Annotated in this window: 7 protein-coding genes; all 7 read right to left on the bottom strand. The window is 43.6% G+C overall.

Annotation, left to right across the window (positions count from 1 at the left end):
- Window positions 1-18: 18 nt before the first annotated feature.
- The 7 genes from O3Q51_14705 to O3Q51_14675 all read right to left on the bottom strand — a co-directional run bounded on the left by O3Q51_14705 (window position 19) and on the right by O3Q51_14675 (window position 19,570).
- A complete protein-coding gene (locus tag O3Q51_14705; protein MCZ4410070.1) occupies window positions 19-2,061 on the bottom strand; it encodes an ATP-binding protein in 2,043 nt (680 codons plus the stop codon).
- An 8-nt stretch (window positions 2,062-2,069) separates the two neighbouring features.
- The gene (locus O3Q51_14700) at window positions 2,070-4,184 is read right to left on the bottom strand and encodes an ATP-binding protein (protein ID MCZ4410069.1); all 2,115 of its coding nucleotides are present in this window, start codon (window positions 4,182-4,184) and stop codon (window positions 2,070-2,072) included.
- Window positions 4,185-4,188: 4 nt separating this feature from the next.
- On the bottom strand, window positions 4,189-6,297 hold the full coding sequence (locus O3Q51_14695) for an ATP-binding protein (GenBank protein ID MCZ4410068.1): 2,109 nt from the start codon (window positions 6,295-6,297) through the stop codon (window positions 4,189-4,191).
- Window positions 6,298-6,303: 6 nt separating this feature from the next.
- Window positions 6,304-9,999 (bottom strand): ATP-binding protein, encoded by a 3,696-nt coding sequence (locus O3Q51_14690; protein MCZ4410067.1) that lies wholly within the window; start codon window positions 9,997-9,999, stop codon window positions 6,304-6,306.
- Window positions 9,996-13,778: an ATP-binding protein gene (locus tag O3Q51_14685; protein MCZ4410066.1), complete on the bottom strand. Its 3,783-nt coding sequence runs from the start codon at window positions 13,776-13,778 to the stop codon at window positions 9,996-9,998. The genes O3Q51_14690 and O3Q51_14685 overlap by 4 nt, the downstream gene beginning before the upstream one ends.
- Before the next feature lie 81 nt (window positions 13,779-13,859).
- Entirely contained in the window at window positions 13,860-17,564 is a 3,705-nt protein-coding gene (locus tag O3Q51_14680; protein MCZ4410065.1) for an ATP-binding protein, read from the bottom strand.
- Between the two features lie 8 nt (window positions 17,565-17,572).
- Window positions 17,573-19,570 carry an ATP-binding protein gene (locus tag O3Q51_14675; protein MCZ4410064.1) on the bottom strand — a complete coding sequence of 666 codons (1,998 nt, stop codon included), beginning with the start codon at window positions 19,568-19,570 and terminating at the stop codon, window positions 17,573-17,575.
- Window positions 19,571-19,577 lie beyond the last annotated feature (7 nt).

Below are 19,577 nucleotides of genomic sequence, written 5' to 3'. Positions count from 1 at the left end.
ATGTGGGTTCTTTGACTGTCATAAATTCTGAGGCAATTTAACGATAAATTCGGTTCCCTTTCCTTCTTTTGATTCGCAAGTGAGCTCCCCCCCATGCGCCTTCACAATATCGTAACTCAAACTCAAGCCTAATCCCGTTCCTTGGCCCGTTGGTTTGGTGGTAAAGAAAGGCTGGAAAATTTTGTCTTTGATATCGGAGGGGATACCGGGGCCGTTGTCGGAAATAGCTATTAGCTGTTGGCCGTTAGCTGTTAGCTCAGTCTTGAGAGTAATAGTAGGTTTATATTCCGGCTCTTCTCGTTTGCTTCTTTCGTTTACTGCTTGAAAGGCATTGTTGATCAAGTTGAGTAACACTCGTCCGATGTCTTGTGGTACGACATTCACCTTTGGCAAGTTGGGGTCAAAGTCGGTTTTGAAGTCGGCGTTGAAGCTTTTGTCCTTAGCACGCAAGCCGTGGTAGGATAGTTTGAGGTACTCCTCGGCGAGGGCGTTGAGGTCGGTCGGTAGCTTTTCTCCTTTTCCGCTGCGGCTGTGGGCTAGCATCCCCTTTACGATAGCATCGGCCCGCTTTCCGTGGTGGGTGATTTTCTCCAGGTTTGATTTAACGTCGCTTAGTAGGTCTGTGATTTCGGTCAAGCTTTCTTTGTCTTGAGACGAGTCCTGTTGTTGAGACAAGGCATGCCGTTGAGACAAGGCATGCCTTGTCTTTACTGCCTCCACCTCTTCAATAGTCTCATCCAATAGCTCAGATGATACCTCCGAGAAGTTATTGACGAAGTTGAGCGGGTTCTGAATCTCATGGGCAATACCCGCGGTGAGCTCCCCGAGGCTGGCCATTTTCTCGGCTTGGATAAGTTGAGATTGGGTGGATTTGAGATTATCGTAAGAATCTTTCAACTCAATATTTTTTTCTTCAATTTCTTGCGCTTGTTTCCGTAGGAGTTGGTTGGATCTTTTTGTTTTGCGCTGATTGCGGTAAAAGAAGATTGTAAAAGCAAGAAAAACAATGGCCGCCCCGGCAGCCCCATACAACCTAATTTCTGCCTGAATTTGGTCCTTTTCGGCCTGCAATTGCTGAGCTCTTCTCTGCTCCCTTATTGAAGTCTGTTGAATCTGATCTATCTTTTCCTGGCTCAAGAGCTCGTTTTGCGCATCAATTTGAATGGTCAAGTATTTGTAGGCACTATCAATCTGATTCAGATTATCGTAGATCTTATGTAATTGCTCGGCATTATTCCGAAGCCCCCTTAAAAAGCCCAGTTGACGTGCTGCTTTCAAACCACCTTTACCCACCGTGATGGCTGAGTCAATTTCATTCTCTTCTTGCAGAAAAATGCAATACCAACGCGAAGCCAGACTGTAGCATCTCAGATCGTTTCTTTCCAGGGATATTTCCAAGCTTTTTAAAAAGTGTGTTCTCGCTTTATCCGGATTTTCCGTTGATTCTGTGACTCCCCAATAGTATTGAAAGTATTGTGATTTCCATCTTGAAGAATCAACCCCTGCAAGATTTAAATAGTACAAGGCAGAATCTCTGTTAATGTTAGCATAAACACCTCCTATTTCAGCCAAGCAATGGTTGATCTGTGAGGTCATTCCCAACTCTTCATAAATCTTACGTGCTTTATTCAGATAATCTATGTATTTCTCGGGACTCCCTGAGTAGAGATACACTAGTCCAATAGAATTATAGCATTGCGCCATACCGGTCTTATCGCCTCCTTCACGGCTGAGGTCGAGGATTTCGAAGTAAAGCTGCATGCTTGTTGGAATATCCCTTTCAGATAGTGCTCTTGCCTGAGCATACTTAGCTATAATTTCGAACCGTTTATCACCTATTGAATTGGCCAGTTCAGAAGTTTCTAATGCGTAGTTAATAGACGAATCGATATCGAGGTGCACATAGGCGTAAACCAAAGCTATTCCTGCTTTGACTTTGTTTGTATCAGGTTTTGCTGAATGGTAGACTTGGCGCAAACTATCTATTTGCCCTGCACTACTCTGTGAGAATGAATGGATTGAAATGATCAATCCGATAAGAATATAGAGAATTTGTTTCATTGCTTTTATCATACAGGCAAATGGATGTTAAATGCAGTCGGCCTGCCTTCAGTTGAATCCAAAGTGAGCTTCCCACCGTGGGCTTTCACAAGATCATAGCTAAGGCTCAGTCCGAGGCCTGTTCCTTGTCCAGTCGGTTTGGTGGTAAAAAAGGGTTGGAAGATTTTGTCTTGAATATCTCGAGGGATGCCAGGGCCATTGTCGGTAACCGTAATGCGTATTTCGTCGTTTGCCGATCGTTGGGTAGCGACGGTGACCAGCGGGTTTTCAGTAGCTGATTGCGCACAAGCCTGAAAGGCGTTGTTGATTAAATTCAAAAGTACCCGTCCGATGTCTTGCGGAACGACGTTTACTTTCGGTAGGTCGGGATCAAAATCTGTTTTAAAGTCAGCGATGAAGCTTTTGTCTTTCGCCCTCAAGCCGTGGAAGGAGAGTTTGAGGTATTCTTCGGCTAGGGCGTTGAGATTGGTTGGTGTCTTTTCGCCTTTGCCGCTGCGGCTATGGGCGAGCATTCCCTTTACGATGGCGTCGGCACGCTTGCCGTGGTGGGTGATTTTTTTCAAATTGGCGCTAATGTCTTTCGACAAATCTTTGACTTCCTCCATATCGCCTTTTTCGATCTCCTCTGCCATTTCTTCCAGCAATTCAGTAGAGACCTCTGAGAAGTTATTGACGAAGTTGAGCGGGTTTTGGATCTCATGGGCGATTCCAGCGGTGAGCTCCCCAAGGCTGGCCATTTTCTCGGCTTGGATGAGTTGAGATTGGGTGGATTTTAGATCGTGTAATGAGTCATTTAATTCTTGGGTGCGTTTAGAAACCTGCTGCTCCAATTTTACATTTTGGTCTTCCAAAAAAGTTTGTTTTTCCTTGGTAAGCGCAATCACTTGAGATGCTTTCTCTTTTTCATTGTTAATGGAATCTCTCAACCATAAGACAATAAAGGCTAACAAACTTACCGGGAAAACAGAAATCGAAAACACATAGAAATAGCCAATACTATAGTTGTCAATTAACTCAAATAGATTCACCAAAAAGGTGATCAGAAGGCACAAAGGTGTACCAATAATACCTGCCACAATGGCCCACTTTTGATTGCTAATGGATTTACGGGATTTAAAAATAATGTAGATGCAGCTACCAATTGCCGCTACAGGAGTAACGTTTGGTAAATCATTGCCGAATCGATAACCTATAAACAAGAGGGTAGTAATTATACTGACAATTTTAATCCACTTGAGTATACGACCGTAAAAAATCTGAGCAGCCAAAATGGGAAGTATCACGAACAGTCCTAATAAGGACAACGCACTTATTGTGGAGGAAATCGGCCGCGAGTACGGACTAGAGAAGTGAAAACTAAAATAAATGTTGAGCACATAGAACCAAATGAAAAGCATAGAAAAGGCGATATACCTGAGATGCTTCTCTGACCTATTTAAATAAGTAACCAAAAAGGCTACCAAGAGAATCAAGGTGGACAAAGTAAGAGGAATACTCACTATGGATTTGGTCCTTTCAAATTTTATCTCTCGTTCACTGGCTGTTTCATAATCGGTAAAATATAGGAACCCTTTTTCCGAAAGAAGAGGGGAGCTTCCTAAGGCAAACTCTTGAAAGCCTTCCTTCTTTACAAAGTGAACGGAAAGTTGGTAGGTTTCTCCGGCAATGAGCGGGAGGAAGACATGCCTGTCCATTGAATTCATTCTATATTCAATTGAGCTTTCACTAATTTTCCCAAATGATCCCATTAGCCGGCCATCTAAATAAATGTCTTGTGCTGCGGAATTGATACTTAATAGAAATAATGGTAGTGCTTCAAACTCATCTTCCATTTTGAATCTAAAACGGAACCAGCCTTCAAATTTCCCTTCATCATCATAGTCTAACCGAGCTATTTCTGAAGAATCAAGTTTCGACCAACTCTTATCGTCTGTAGAAGAATCTTTCCAAGATAGATCATGCCCTTTTTTAAATTCCCATTCAGTGATACTGCTGGCATTCAAATAGCCTGTTTCATTTACATCTGAAGACTTCAAAACAAATAGAGAGTCTTGGCCATGAGCCGCCGTCAATGATCCAAGCGTTAAAAAGAAAAAACCAAAAACGTTTAATAGTACTCTCATAATCTCAAGTTGTTAGTGGCAATAAAATGGTAAATGTGGTTTTCTTTCCGGATTTAGATTCCAAATCCAACTCTCCTCCGTGCGCCTTCACAATGTCATAACTCAAACTCAATCCCAACCCCGTTCCCTGGCCAGTTGGTTTGGTGGTAAAGAAGGGCTGGAAGATTTTTTCCTTGATGTCATCGGGAATGCCAGGGCCGTTGTCAGTGATGGATATGCCTAGCTCGTTGCTCGTAGTGTGTTCGGTTTTGACGGTGACGGTGGGGTTTGAAACACCATTGACCGCCTGAAAGGCATTGTTGATCAAGTTGAGTAAAACGCGACCGATGTCCTGCGGCACGACATTTACTTTCGGGAGATTGTGATCAAAATCGGTTTTGAAGTCGGCGTTGAAGCTTTTGTCTTTGGCTCGAATTCCGTGATAAGATAGCTTGAGGTATTCCTCAGCCAGTCGATTGAGGTCGGTTGGTTTTTTTTCACCCTTTCCGCTTCGGCTATGGGCGAGCATTCCTTTTACGATGGCATCGGCACGCTTTCCATGGTGGGTTATTTTTTCAGAATTCTCACCTAAATCGTTCAAGAGAGATTTGGTTTCTTCAATGTCACCCTTTTCCAATTCTTCAACGGCTTCTTCTACCAGCTCTTTGTTTAATTCAGAGAAGTTGTTGACGAAGTTGAGTGGGTTTTGAATTTCGTGTGCTATCCCTGCTGTTAGCTCCCCTAGTGAAGCCATTTTCTCGGATTGGACCAGTTGCGATTGCGCTGCCTTTAGGTTATCTAAAGATTCGTTCAGTGCCGATGTGCGCTCGGTGACTTGCTTTTCCAAGATGCTCTTTTGGTCTGAAAGAATTCTAGTGTTTTCAGAAGATAGTTTTTTTACCGCTTGGAGCTGTAGCTCGAGAGACCTGCTACGCTGGCTAAAGCTATACCCTAAATAGATCGCGATGCTCAATGGCATTAGCATAAATGAAAGACCGCCAAAGGTCCGTCCATAGCTGGAATTATCAATTCCCAGCATATTTGTAATCATTATTGAAAGAAAATAAATAAATATTAATCCGATACAGCACAAGAAAATGAGTGCGGCAACTTTATTCGTTTTAAGTGAACGTATACTAAGGATGATAGCCGTACCAATAAATAGAATTTGACTTAAGCCTAGATCAACAATGGGGTATACTATTTTTAAAATTATATCGATTAAGAATAAGGTAGTAAGTGTCCAAAACCAAAACCCCACTTTGCGATCTAAGATGCGATAGATGCAAAAAAGCATCAATAGAATTCCCGAATACAGGCAGATAGTTGCAGCAGTAAGATGCCAAAAACTGGATCCCTCTACAGAAAAGACGATGTAAATAAAAATCAAGAAAAAAGACATGAACAAGGTGGATAGAGCAAAGTATCCATTGATTCTTTCCTTAGGGAAAAAGAGGAAGAGTGTTAAGAAGAGAATCGATATCAGCGAAGTAGCGCCCAGGCTAATGAGGAAGGTGTCAAAACCTACCGGTATCAGAGCCAATCCAGTATTTATTGAGGAATCATTGCTGTTTAAAACATTTAGGGTAGTAAGCTTGATCTCAATCAGAGAAGGGCTTTCACTTAACAAGGGATAATCTTGATTACCCGTTGCGTAACGAATGGCGAGAACTTGCTCTTTACCAGTCTGGAGAGGGAGTAAATAGATATCATCCACTTGACTTTTACGTTCAAAAACCTCAGGATTAGTGCTCACCACACCAAGAGTTTGAAGAAGTTCTCCGTCCAGGTAAATCTCGGAAGCACCTACTTGATTGATATTAAAAATTATTGGTTCTCGTACACTTCCAGCTAACTTGATTTTTTTACGGAACCAGATAATTTCACCTTCTCCGGCAATAGCTGTATCACCTGTAGAATTGATATTGTTGTATTCGGCAACGGCCTCTCTCCAAGTACTGTCATCATATTCTAGTCGAGCCCAATTTAGCTCATCTCCTATGCGGTATTTCCAGTCTTCGGTCAGAGAGATCCAGCCTTCATTCAGACTTTCGTCCAATAATTGAACTTCATTGGATTGGCTCATTACAATTAATGGTAGCCAGACTAGAAAAAGAGAGATATACCTTTTCATGAGTGCTTAGTTTTCTAGAGGAATTTGAATGGAAAATCTAGTGCCTTTGATCTCCGAACTCTCCACTTGAATACCTCCACCGTGCGCCTTCACAATATCATAACTCAGGCTCAATCCCAATCCCGTTCCTTCGCCCGTAGGCTTGGTGGTAAAAAAGGGCTGGAAGATTTTGTCCTTGATCTCATCGGGAATACCAGGACCGTTGTCGGTGATGGATATGCGTAGCTCGTTGCTCGTAGTGCGTTCGGTTTTGACGGTGACGGTGGGGTTTGAAACACCATTGACTGCCTGAAAGGCATTGTTGATCAAGTTGAGTAAAACACGTCCGATGTCCTGCGGCACGACATTTACTTTCGGGAGATCGGGATCAAAATCGGTTTTGAAATCGGCGTTGAAGGTCTTGTCTTTGGCTCGAAGGCCGTGATACGAGAGCTTGAGGTATTCTTCGGCTAAGGCGTTCAGGTTGGTCGAGGACTTTTCGCCTTTACCGCTACGGCTGTGGGCGAGCATCCCTTTTACAATGGCATCGGCGCGCTTGCCGTGGTGGGTGATTTTCTCCAGGTTTGATTTAACGTCGCTTAGTAGGTCTGTGATTTCGGTCAAGCTTTCTTTGTCTTGAGACGAGTCTTGTTGTTGAGACAAGGCATGCCTTGTCTTTACTGCCTCGACTTCTTCAGCCATTTCGTCAATAAGCTCATTGCTGACTTCTGAGAAATTATTGACGAAGTTGAGCGGGTTTTGAATTTCGTGGGCAATGCCTGCGGTAAGCTCCCCGAGCGATGCCATTTTCTCGGATTGGACGAGTTGAGATTGGGTGGATTTGAGGTTGCTAATGGTCTCCCGAAGTTCATCGGTTCTTTGGGTTACTTTTTCTTCGAGCAAACGGTTTTCCTTCTTTAATCGCCTCGACCGGTATTGCACTATTAACCAAATGCCTCCGAAGGCTAGGGTTGCATAAGCCAGGTATGCCCACCAGGTCCGCCACCAGGGCGGTGAAATGCGAAAACTGAATTCAGCAGGGGTACCCCATTGGCCGTTGATTCCTCTGGTTGCGACGCGAAAGGTGTAGGCACCGGGTGTGAGATTAAAGTAATTTTTGCTTTGAGGTTCCAGGCCTGCATAGATCCAGCGATCGTCAGCGCCTGCCAACATATATCTGAATGAGATTTTATCCCTATTCAAGGCACACAGATTGGCAAAACTGAACCGCAGGTAATTTTGATCATAAGGCAGTTGCAGCCCGATGGGCAATTGGTAAGGACTTGAAAGGCTGTCCCATTGGATATTGTGTTCAAAAACATATCCCGAATCTTGCGGCAGCGTATTTTTCGTGAATAGTTGCTTGCCATCGCCGGACCAAAGGGTATCGCTCGTTTCAACAGAGGGCCGTAAATCTGCCATACGATCAAAAGAGCGTTTCTCATCCATGATAGTCAGGCCGGTGATGAAAACCGGACAGGGCACAGTGTCAATCACGGGATCTTGTGTCAGAATGGTCAATTTCCAAATAGGCCCACTACCAAACCAAAGTTGTCCGTTAGCCAGGAGCACACCTGCTGATCGATTATAGTCATTTGAGAGAAAACCTTGAGCCGCGCTATAGTTGAAAAAATTCCAGGGCGTGTTTGGATCAGCGGGAGGTTTTACCAGTAGGAGACCATCTACACTCCCTATGTATATGGTGCCATCTTTTTCCTGTAAGTTGTACACGGCGTCCGGAACGAGTCCTTCTGCTTCTCCCAGATTGGTGATGGTTTGATTGATAGGATCAATAATCGAAATGCCTTCTACTGTTGCCACCCACAATGTGCCATCCTCCCTCTTTATGACCTTCGTGACGGAGTTATGGCACAATCCTTCCGATTCCCGTAAATATTGGATCGTATTTTTATCAGGGTCTATGATAACCAATCCATTGTTCGTGCCCAGCCAGTAAAGACCTGATCCATCATCGAGAATACAGCTTACCCAATCAGCATCTAATTGGGGAGACTCCTCCGGGATGGTCTTTAATTCATTTGATACCGGATTATATACCGCGAGTCCATTACTGCTGCCTAACCAATAGCTGCCCTCTTCATCTTTGAGAGCGCCGAAAATCCGTTGTGCAATGTCTTGCGTTGTAAGATACCGGGTGAGTACTTTTTCCTTGCGATTTATGATGAGAAAACCCTGCTGATCTCCATCAACGAATAAGTTATCTTTTTCAAATTCTTTGATGAAAAAAATATTTCTTGAATTTGGGTTTTGTAGCGTTGCATCATCGATCGCTTTGAGGGTCTTGGTGGAAGGGCTATAAATATTGATTCCGTCTTGTGTTCCGAGCCAGACATCCCCGCGATGGTCTTCCTCCATACTCCTGATTTGACCATCCATCAGCCCATCAGATTCGTCCAGGAGCTCCGCAAAGGGTCCATTCGGATCCACCAGAAGGATTCCTTTCGTAGCAGTGCCAATCCAGATGACGCCTCTTTTATCTTTTACCGTACTTCCAAATCTTACAGGACTGTTGGTCGCAATTGATTTCATTTTAGTGTACTCTTTATTGAGTACATGGATACTATCACTATTTATCATCCATAATCTTCCCTGATTGTCTTCCTCATAAAATTGCGCTTCTTCCCAAAATTGCGCTTTTTCATTAAATGCATTCTTTTTATTAAGAGTACGGACCGTTCTATCGTCTAAAGAAATGCCAAAGGTGCCACTTACGGAAGTCATCCACATCCTATTGTCACGATCCAAAAAATGATAGCCACCACTAAGCGGGATGTTTGTATAGTCCTGTCTGTCTTTACCGATGATACTGGTTACGGTTTGATCCCCACTTTGACTTAATAGCCAAATATTGTGATTCCTGTCCTCCATTAATGGATAATTAGGACGAATACCTAGAAATCCGGGATTGGAGATTCGACGTAAATACTCCATTTCACTATCCATGACATAGGTGGCATTTTCCCAATGGGTCATCCATATTTGATTTTGATGATCACAAAGAAGAGAAAGCATTACCTGCATTTTCAGGAAATGGGTTTGGGTTTTTTTCTTGAAGTCAAGAACGTAGATCCCATTTTCCGCGGCCACCCAGAGTTTGCCATCCCGGTCTTTTTCGAGATCCCAGATTCGCAAAACATTATAAGTATATAACTCATTCCCGTTGTAGAGACATAGTCCTCCATCGAAGGTGGCGATCCAATACGTGTCGTCATCGTTCTGAATGATTTTTCGGATGTCGTTCGAAGGCAGCCCCTGATTTCTCGAAAGCTGTAACAGGACGGATGTAGTACCTTCGAGCGTCTGCGGTCTGTCCATTCGGGTGACAACAGGCGTGGGAAGGATGGAAATTTTCTTTTCTATCGGAATGGTGTCAAACTCCAGCTTGATCCGATCATTGGGATCCCAATCCAAGGGAGATTCCTCCATTGGAGACTTTAGAGATTTGAACTCATTGATGCTGAATGGCTGAGAAGGTATTTTGTCAATGTCCAACGGGTATGTTTGAGGAGGGTCAATACTATCCGGGTCAATGACTTGCCATTCGATGGGTATAGGTTCTGTCAGTTTAAAGGTGCTGGTTACAGGCGCTCTGAAAGCTGTCGGGTCAAGAGCCCTTTTTTCAGCTTCATCATCATTGCAGGATACGGCAAAAACGGCTGTAAGGATGGAAAGGAATAGGATGGTTTTCGTTTTCGCTATCATGATACGTGATTAATTTTAAAAGGTAAGGCAATAGTAAAGGTTGTTCCCTCACCTTCTTCACTTTCTACCCTTATCTCTCCTCCATGCGCCTTCACAATATCGTAGCTCAGACTCAAGCCCAGTCCCGTTCCCTGACCAGTAGGTTTGGTGGTGAAAAAGGGTTGGAATATTTTGTCTTTGATGTCGGAAGGGATGCCGGGGCCGTTATCGGTGACCGTGATTCGTAGCTCGTCGTTCATAGCTCGTTCAGTTTTGACGGTGACTAGAGGATTTTCAGTTTCTGATTGCGAACAAGCCTGAAAGGCATTGTTGATTAAGTTTAGAAGGACTCGCCCGATGTCCTGAGGTACCACGTTCACCTTTGGTAAATTAGGATCAAAGTCGGTTTTGAAATCGGCGTTAAAGCTTTTGTCTTTCGCTCGCAGGCCGTGGTAGGAGAGCTTGAGGTATTCTTCGGCTAGGGCGTTGAGGTCGGTAGGTACCTTTTCTCCTTTTCCGCTGCGGCTATGGGCGAGCATCCCTTTTACAATGGCATCGGCACGCTTGCCGTGGTGGGTGATTTTTTGGAGGTTGGCGCTGATGTTTTTCGACAAATCTTTCACTTCCTCCATATCACCTTTTTCAATCTCATTGGCCATTTCTTCCAGCAGTTCTACAGAGACCTCTGAGAAATTATTGACGAAATTGAGCGGGTTTTGGATCTCGTGGGCGATGCCCGCGGTGAGCTCCCCGAGGGAAGCCATTTTCTCGGATTGGATGAGTTGGGCTTGCGTAAATTTTAATTCTGAGTAAGCCTTCTCTACTTCCTTGGCCTGCTCCAATTCTTTCTGCTGTGTCTTTTGTCGCTCGATCCTGATTGTTCGCGCCTTTTGAAAGCTATGCAATTGCCGTAAAACGACAAGCACGAGTATTCCATATACGCAATAGGCCCACCAGGTTCTCCACCAGGGTGGAGTAATGGAAATTTTCAATGAAGAAATCTCAGGGTTCCAAATACCATCTCCATTTGCGCCTTTTATCAAAAACTCATAATTACCAGGCGGTAAATTAGAGTAGGATGCAAACCTTCGGTTAGAGTAATTCCAGTCTGCATCAATTCCCTTAAGCATAAAAGCCAGTTTATTTTTTGCAGGTCGAGAAAAGTGAATGGAGGCAAACTCAAACGAAAGGCTGTTGTAGTCGTAGGGAAGGGTAACGGAGCTGGCTTCACTGATATTGGTATCCAACCCTATTTCATCGGCAATATCGTTGAAGGTTTTCTCCGAGACGATCAAATTGGTTAGCACAGGTTTAGGAAGTGTTTTATTGGAGCTTCCGGGAAAGAACGCATTTACTCCCCCGATCCCTCCGTAAAAGATTTTCCCTTCATCGGTCATGACCACAGAGGTATTGAGTGGTAAACTATTTATGCCGTCGGTATTGTCATAATTAATGAAGCTTAACGGAGAGTCATTATTTGTTTTATCCAGCATGGAGATACCTCCCGGGGTGCCAAACCATAGATTTCCATTTAGATCTTCCTTCATAAATGCAACCTGATTACTTGGTAAGCCTTCAATAATTTTGAAAGTTTCCGTTTCAGGGTCAAACCGTACCAGGCCACCTAACGTGCTTACCCAAACGATACCATCTTTATCTTCCAGAACATCTTGTGCTCTATTTGAAAGGTTTACAACCTTGCCACCTTCATCTCCGAAAGAATAACGCTCATATGAGTTATCGCTAAGATTGAGTTTAACCAAACCGACTCCATTGGTAGCAACCCATGCCGAGCGGACGTATTTTTCGCTAAATTCAATGTCATTGATGATTTCAAAGGGAGGGTAATAGGTGTTGTCCAGTTCTTTTTCAACCTGTTTATCTAAATAGGCGTGATCATTCTCATCCAGTTGAAAAATCTGAATGCCGTACCAAGTTGAATCTAAAGGCGGCGCCACATTGAATGCGCCAAAGCTATGTCCGATATCGGTTTTGAAAGTAATTTTATAGGTACCTGACGGTAAATCAAGCGCCCCCATGGAAATTCTGTTTTTATATCCGCCTCCGTAGTGAAAAGTGTTTTGGGTACTGTCGGATGCCCAGATCGTCTCACCCTTTGCGTTTTCAATCGTACCAAAATCAAACATATTGGGGATAATGTTCTGGAGTCTGCCTTCGCCCAAGGTTAAGACTAAAATTTTTGTGGATTTATTAAGAGTGAATTCCTTCGATAGATTGGCTCCCTCGCCAACTTTAAGAATGGAAGAAAGTGGCTGCTTGGTCGTAGCAATATTCTTTATGGCTGAAATTAAATCGGGGCTCGCTTTCTTATTCATGAGCGATGGGAGTTGTCCGAACTCCCCCGTTTCGGGGTCAAAGGTCTCGATACCTCTAAAACCTGCAATCCATAGCTTTTGGTCAGGACCAAATTTCAGATTATTAATATCAAATTCTCTCGTATAAGTGAAATTTGGAAATGGGAATGACTTTTTATTTCCAGTCTCTAGGTTTCGTTTGTTTAGTGAACGATCGGCTGTAAACCATAAGTCATCGTTCTTATCGGATTCTAAGTTTTTTCCTTTCTCATTTTGGATTTTGGAGAATGAATTAGCGTTTTGACTATACGTGTAAATATCCCGGTCGAATAATGAAAGGATGAGTTCATCCCTTTTCTCAGTATTCTGAGTAATATCAATTACGGCATTGGATATTTTTTCAGAAGAGCCATTTTGATCAATCTGAAAAAACTGAAAGGGTTTTTTTGTAGGATCAAGTTTATACAACCCGGTGCCGCGGGTAGAGATCCAATAGATCCCAAAATCATCCCTGAATAAATTTAGGACTATTGTGTTATCCATCTCCTTAGAGAGCAGGGAAAAAGCAGTGGCTTTACTATCTGATTCTACAATTCCAAAAGAGGATCCGATTATCATTCTATCTTGACCTTCTTCGTAAAATGGGCCATACCTACTATTAGCGCGTTGATTCGGAAAGACATCTTGTAAATCAATGGTCCGCATGGTAAATGAAGCCGGATCGTAAATGAAAATATTGTCCTGGCCTCCGAGCCAGAGTTTACCGCTGCGATCTTCGTAGAGGTTCCAAATCTCTTTTTTATTTAGTTCGGAGTTTGGGAAATAGGGCTGAAAATTATTCACTGCAGCATTGTAAATGAAAACACCAAATTCAGGACTCGCAGCGATTATATTCCCGTTTTTTAATTCAGCTATCGATTGAAAATTTACTTCGCTGTAGTGAGCAATGGTATCACCTGCGTAGTCGATAAGATCAATTCCATTGAACCTATTGGTGGAAGGGTCAAACAGCTGCACGCCATTTTGACTTGTAGCCACCCACAGCCTGTTTTTTTGATCTTCAAAAATTTGGTTTACCAGAGCAATCGTTACATTCGGTCCTTTATCCAATTCGTAAGAGATGAAATTATCCTTTTGCCGATTGTATTTGGAGACGGTACCAAATGAGCCGACCCAAACATTGTTATTGCGATCCTCGTAAATTGCTTGAGTGAAATTAATAGGAAGACTCGTGGAATCACCGGGCACATTTTTATAGGTTTTAAAATCGTATCCATCATATCGATTTAATCCGTCTCCAGTGCTAACCCAAAGAAAACCGAGGTGATCCTGATACGTTCTAAACACCGTAGAATTAGACAATCCGTCCGATACAGTTAGCTTTTCGAAGAAATATTCCTCCTGAGCATCAACCTTTCCCGCTATTAAAAAGAGCATGGAGAATATGCTGATACTACTTAATAATCTTACTGATTTATTTTTCATAATACTGCTATCTTATGTGAAGTCGGTTCATTTCAATTATGGTGTATTTCATTCTTGTTTGATTAAAAATGCACTGCACCGTTAGTCCGTAGGCAATGAAATAACAAACTCGCTTCCTTCATTTTCTTTGCTCACAACACTCAAATCTCCTCCATGCGCCTTCACAATGTCATAGCTCAAGCTCAAGCCCAATCCCGTTCCCTCGCCTGTGGGCTTGGTGGTAAAAAAGGGCTGGAAGATTTTGTCTTTGATGGAATCGGAGATGCCAGGGCCGTTGTCTGTTATAGTCACTAGTATTTGGTCGCTAGTCGATAGTTGGGTTTTGATAGTGACTAGTGGGTTTGTCGTACCTGATTGTGCGCAGGCTTGAAAAGCGTTGTTGATAAGGTTGAGTAGTACACGTCCAATGTCTTGCGGAACCACATTCACCTTCGGCAAATTGGGATCAAAATCGGTTTTGAAATCGGCGTTGAAGGTTTTGTCTCTGGCGCGGAGGCCGTGGTAGGAAAGCTTCAGGTACTCTTCCGCGAGGGCGTTGAGGTCGGTGGTCGACTTTTCGCCTTTTCCGCTGCGGCTGTGGGCCAGCATGCCTTTTACGATGGCGTCGGCCCGCTTGCCGTGGTGGGTGATTTTTTCGAGGTTTTGCTTTATATCTGACGAAAGAGACTTGGCTTCCTCCACATCACCTTTGTCGAGTTCTTCGTTCATTTCGTCAATGAGCTCATTGCTGACCTCCGAGAAATTATTGACGAAGTTGAGTGGGTTTTGAATCTCATGGGCGATACCTGCGGTGAGCTCACCGAGGCTGGCCATCTTTTCGGATTGGATAAGTTGAGACTGTGTCGACTTCAAATCCTCGACCGACTTCTTCAGCTGAGCCGTTCGATGGTTTACTTTTTCTTCCAAAAGGGCATTCTCCTTCTGTAGTGCGCGAGCACGGTATTGGACAATGGCGCCAACAACCATTATGAATGTGAAAATGTATAGCAACCAAGCCCACCAAGTATTTGTCCAGTGCGGTAAAATCGTAAAGCTAAAGGTTGCGGGCTCACTCCAAACTCCATCAAACGTGCGACTACGGACGTTGAAGGTATAATTCCCCGCTGGGAGATTTCTGTAGTTTTTGCTGTAAGGATCAGCCGAAAGGTCACTCCATTCTTCATCAAACCCTTCCAGATAATAGCTGTATCGGGTTTTGTTTCTGTTCTTCAATTGGGTTCCCGTAAACTGAAAACTCACATAGTTTTGCTCGAAAGGAATTTTTAGGTTAACAGGCAGGTTATAGATTCCTTCTAACCCATCCCATTGGATGTCATTTTCGTTCAGCCAGCCCGACTCTTCGGGACGCTGCTCTTTCAGGTAGAAAGTGTCCTTTTCAGCACTAAACAGGGTATCCAGTTCAGTATATGTCTCGCGAGCGAGCTCGTAGTCGTAAAAATTTCGGACTTGATCGGAAATCTCTATCCCTGAAATAAACGTTTTGCCCGGCACGGTATCTCTTGAAGGAAAATCGGTAACGGTGAGCACTTCTGTTTCTATTCCCCACCAAAGTTTATCGTCGTAAGCGATGGCCGCATCGGCATTAAAATTATTGAAGATAAGACCTTGCTCCTCGGCGTATGACTTAATGTCAAAAACTGATTGATCGCCGGTGAAATTCACGGGTGCCTTAAAGGTAGTCAAGCCATCTTCCGTTCCGGCATACATGATCCCATCGTGCTGATAAAGGGTATATACTTCTTCTGATATCAATCCGTTTTCGGGTTGAATTTTGGTCAACAGTTCATTACTTTGATCGGCTATCAAAATTCCCGTTCTGGTACCCATCCATAATCGATCCTGTTCATCAATTAGAAATGCTCCGAAATTTCTCTTCGCCGGATTTTTTCCTTCTTTAAGATGGCGGATGGTATTTTCTTCCACATTTATAATGTTCACTCCCATGTCCGTACCAACCCAAATTTGTCCTGCGGCATCTTCTTGGATTCCCCACACGATATCTCCGATTATGCCTTCTTCATTAGTGAGACGCTTAACTCCATTCGTTTTTGGGTCGTAGACTTCTATAAGTCCAAATCGAAAAGTACCTGTCCAAATTTTTCCCGATCGGTCTACAAAACAAGCTGAGTGGTAGATGTTTTTCAACCCGTTTCGAGGAGTGACTTTGGTTATGGTTTCTTCGTCAGGATCAAATACACCAAACCCAATGGAAGGGGCCTTAATCAAATAATTCCCCGAAGGCATGCGCTTTGGCTCGAAAGGAATGTTTATACTTTTCTCAAGCTGAAGCGCAAGATCCACTCTTTTGATCGTGTTGCTTTTTGAATCGTAAATGTCCATGCGCTGCCATCCACCCAGCCATAAATCTCCTTTCTTGTCCTCCATAAACGACCATATATTTGGCCAGCTCAGCCCATCCTCTTGGGTCAGAAAATTCGGCATCAACCCTTCGGTGTCCATCAGGTTAAGGCCTTTTGAAGTAGCGATCCACATTTGACCATGACTGTCCAATAAGGAATTGAATACTTGGTCATCAATAAGCGCATTCTCTTCACTTAAGTGTTTCAAAGATTCTCTTCTCGGATCATAAACATAAACACCTCCGCTATTTGAAGACATCCATATCTTATTATCTGACCCTTTGTTAAAATGCCTCACGGGATTATTCACTCCATGAGCTTCTCCTAAAAACTGATAGGTCTCTCTGCTGTGGCTAATTCTTGCAACTCCTCTTTCAGCGTTCCCTACCCAAATGTTGTTTTGGCTGTCGCAGAATAAGCCACTTGCATTGCGAAAGGAAAATGTCGGCTGATCCAGTATTGACTGAATTTGGCCGGAATGAATATTCACAACGAAGAGGCTAGAGTCAGAACCAATCCACATGTTTTCATTTCCATCTTCTGCCAAGGCACTCACCGTGCTAATAGACGCCAGACCGTCTAGGGATTTGACAGTGTAATTGTATGGATCTACTATAAACACTCCACCTCGCCCCGTACCGAACCATAACATACCCTTGCTATCCATGGTCATCGCTCTTCCCACATTGAGACGCAAACTCTCCTCTATGAGAAAAGCCTTTCGAACTATTCCGGCACGGAGGTCAATTACGTAAAATCCCATATCTGCCGTATACACCCAGATGCATTCATTCTCATCTTCCACCATGCTCAGAACGGCGGTTTGTGATCCCGTGAATCGCTCATCAAGGATATCGTAGATTTCGATGTACTCGCCGTCAAATCGACAAATTCCATAATCAGTTGCGATCCACATCATGCCGTGACTGTCTTCCATAAGAGCAGAAATAAAACTACCGGGTAGACCTTGGTCTTCTCCGAATTCAAAAATGCCGACCGAGGCATCCTTGTTTAGTTTTGGTAAGCGGGCTCTTACTTTGACGGGGGCTTCCAAGATTGAGATAGTAAACTTGATAGGCTCTGATGGCATTCCCTTGAGGTCGATTACGGTATCTTGTTTTATCACCAATTCGATCTCTTTTAAAGGTTCTTCCAGGGGGATAAAACCATCGGGGTAAAATGGTTTCGTTGGAACAGATGTCAAATCCACCCTTAGAGGAAAAGGCTTTTCAAATGTGACCGAATCGTTGATTTGCCACTCAAATTTTTTGGGTTCACTAAAGCGCAGCGGTTCGCTTGATGGCGGCAATAGTTCCGTTTTTTCAGGCGGGAAAGGAATGGCTTCGCCCTTCTTATCACAAGATGTAAGAGCCAATGCAGACGCGATTAGAAAAAACGCGAATATTTGTGTTGATCTGAAGTTCATGTTCTCTTTCATGTTGGTAGAGTGATAAAAAATGTGCTGCCTTTTCCGAGTTCGGATTCTACTTCCAATTTCCCGCCATGCGCCTTCACAATGTCGTAACTCAAGCTGAGTCCCAATCCGGTTCCTTGACCAGTTGGCTTAGTGGTAAAGAAGGGCTGGAAGATTTTGTCTTTGATGTCGGGAGGGATGCCCGGGCCGTTGTCGGAAATAGCTATTAGCTGCTGGCCGTTAGCTGTTAGCTCGGTTTTGATTGTAACGGTTGGTTTATATTCGTGCTCAGCACGTTGACTTCGGTCAGCACAGGCCTGGAAAGCGTTGTTGATCAGATTTAATAGTACACGACCGATGTCTTGTGGCACCACGTTCACTTTTGGCAAATCGGGATCAAAATCGGTTTTGAAATCGGCATTGAAGGATTTGTCCTTGGCTCTTAGCCCGTGGTAAGCGAGTTTCAGGTACTCTTCAGCTAGCGCGTTAAGGTTGGTAAGGACCTTCTCACCTTTTCCGCTGCGGCTATGGGCGAGCATTCCTTTTACGATAGCATCGGCGCGCTTGCCGTGGTGGGTGATTTTTTCGAGGTTTTGTTTGATGTCATTAGCCAGTTCCTTGGCTTCATCCACGTCGCCATTACTCATTTCATCCTTCATCTCATCTATTAACTCATTACTCACTTCCGAGAAGTTATTGACGAAATTTAGCGGATTCTGAATCTCGTGGGCGATGCCCGCGGTGAGCTCTCCAAGGCTGGCCATTTTCTCGGCTTGGATGAGTTGGGATTGGGTGGACTTTAGCTCAACTAACGTTTCTTCCACATTCTTTTTTTGCTCTCCCAAGACGGCGTTGGCTTTTCTTCTGACCTGATTGTTTCGAAATAATAGTAAAGCGACGATCAAAAAAACGGCGATCCCTGCACCGAGTGAATACGTTCTGATCTCGGCTTTTGTCTCAATTTTTTCCTTTTCAAGCTCCTGGACCTTATATTTTTGACCAAACCCTATATTTTGGAAAGCCATTAAGTTCTTCTTCTCCTCCGTTATCAAGCTGTCCTTAAGTACTGCGCTACGCCGTAAGTATACCAAGGCACTATCAGGCATACCCATTTTATCATATATTTTAGAGATCAGTGTGTAAGATTCTTCCCTTTCATTTTGCAAGCGTCTATTTTTAAAGATAGTAGCAGCTTTTTTCGCGTAAGTGAGGGCTGAGTCCAAATCAAGAGTGGTGTAGGTCAATTCGGCTAGTGTTAAGAATATGCCACCCTGATAACCAACTTCAAACTCGCCTTCTACAAGAGCTTTTTGGAGGTATGACCTGGACTTAAGAAGTTCCCCTTTTTGGAGATAGATTCTTCCGAGCAATGCAAAAGTCCAAGTTTCACCTGAATCGATCTTGTTAGAAATGTAAAGTGCATTCTGCGCATAGATAAGCGCTGAGTCTGGTTTTTCTACTTGCAAATAATAGTCCGCCAACATTGCCTCCGAGAATCGAATTGTTCCCGAATCAAGCGATTGAATGGCCATTTCCCTCGCCTTCAGATAATACTTCCTCTGCTCATTGGTATTCCCAATATAATAGTACAAATTGCCTAAGCGATGGTACATCACGGCCAATCTGCTTATCCTTTCTCTTTCCGAAAGAACTCCTCCGCTAGTATATTTTACAGCTGAACTGTCCTCGGCTATTTCAATACCCTTAGTGAGTGCGGTGAGGGTATTGGGGTAATCCTTGACGGACAGATTTACATATCCAAGCCAATCAGAAATGGAGACTTCTGAGCCTTTCAATTGCAATTCTTGCGCGTATTCAAGAGCTTGATTGAGTGACAAAATTGAGCTGTCCATATTTACGCGGGCGTAGGCCTGTCCCAAATTGTAATACAAATTCATCCTTGCCGTATCATTTTGCGCCCCTGACAGAAGGTTGTTCAAACTGTCAACCGTTGGTCTTTGGGCTAGAGCCAATGATGAAACACAAAGAAAAATGAGAGCAGAATAAAGCTTATTCATAGTTTGT

The sequence above is a fragment of the Cryomorphaceae bacterium 1068 genome (assembly GCA_027214385.1).
Taxonomy (GTDB): Bacteria; Bacteroidota; Bacteroidia; order Flavobacteriales_D; family Cryomorphaceae; genus JAKVAV01.
This window is presented reverse-complemented; position numbering and strand designations above follow the sequence as displayed.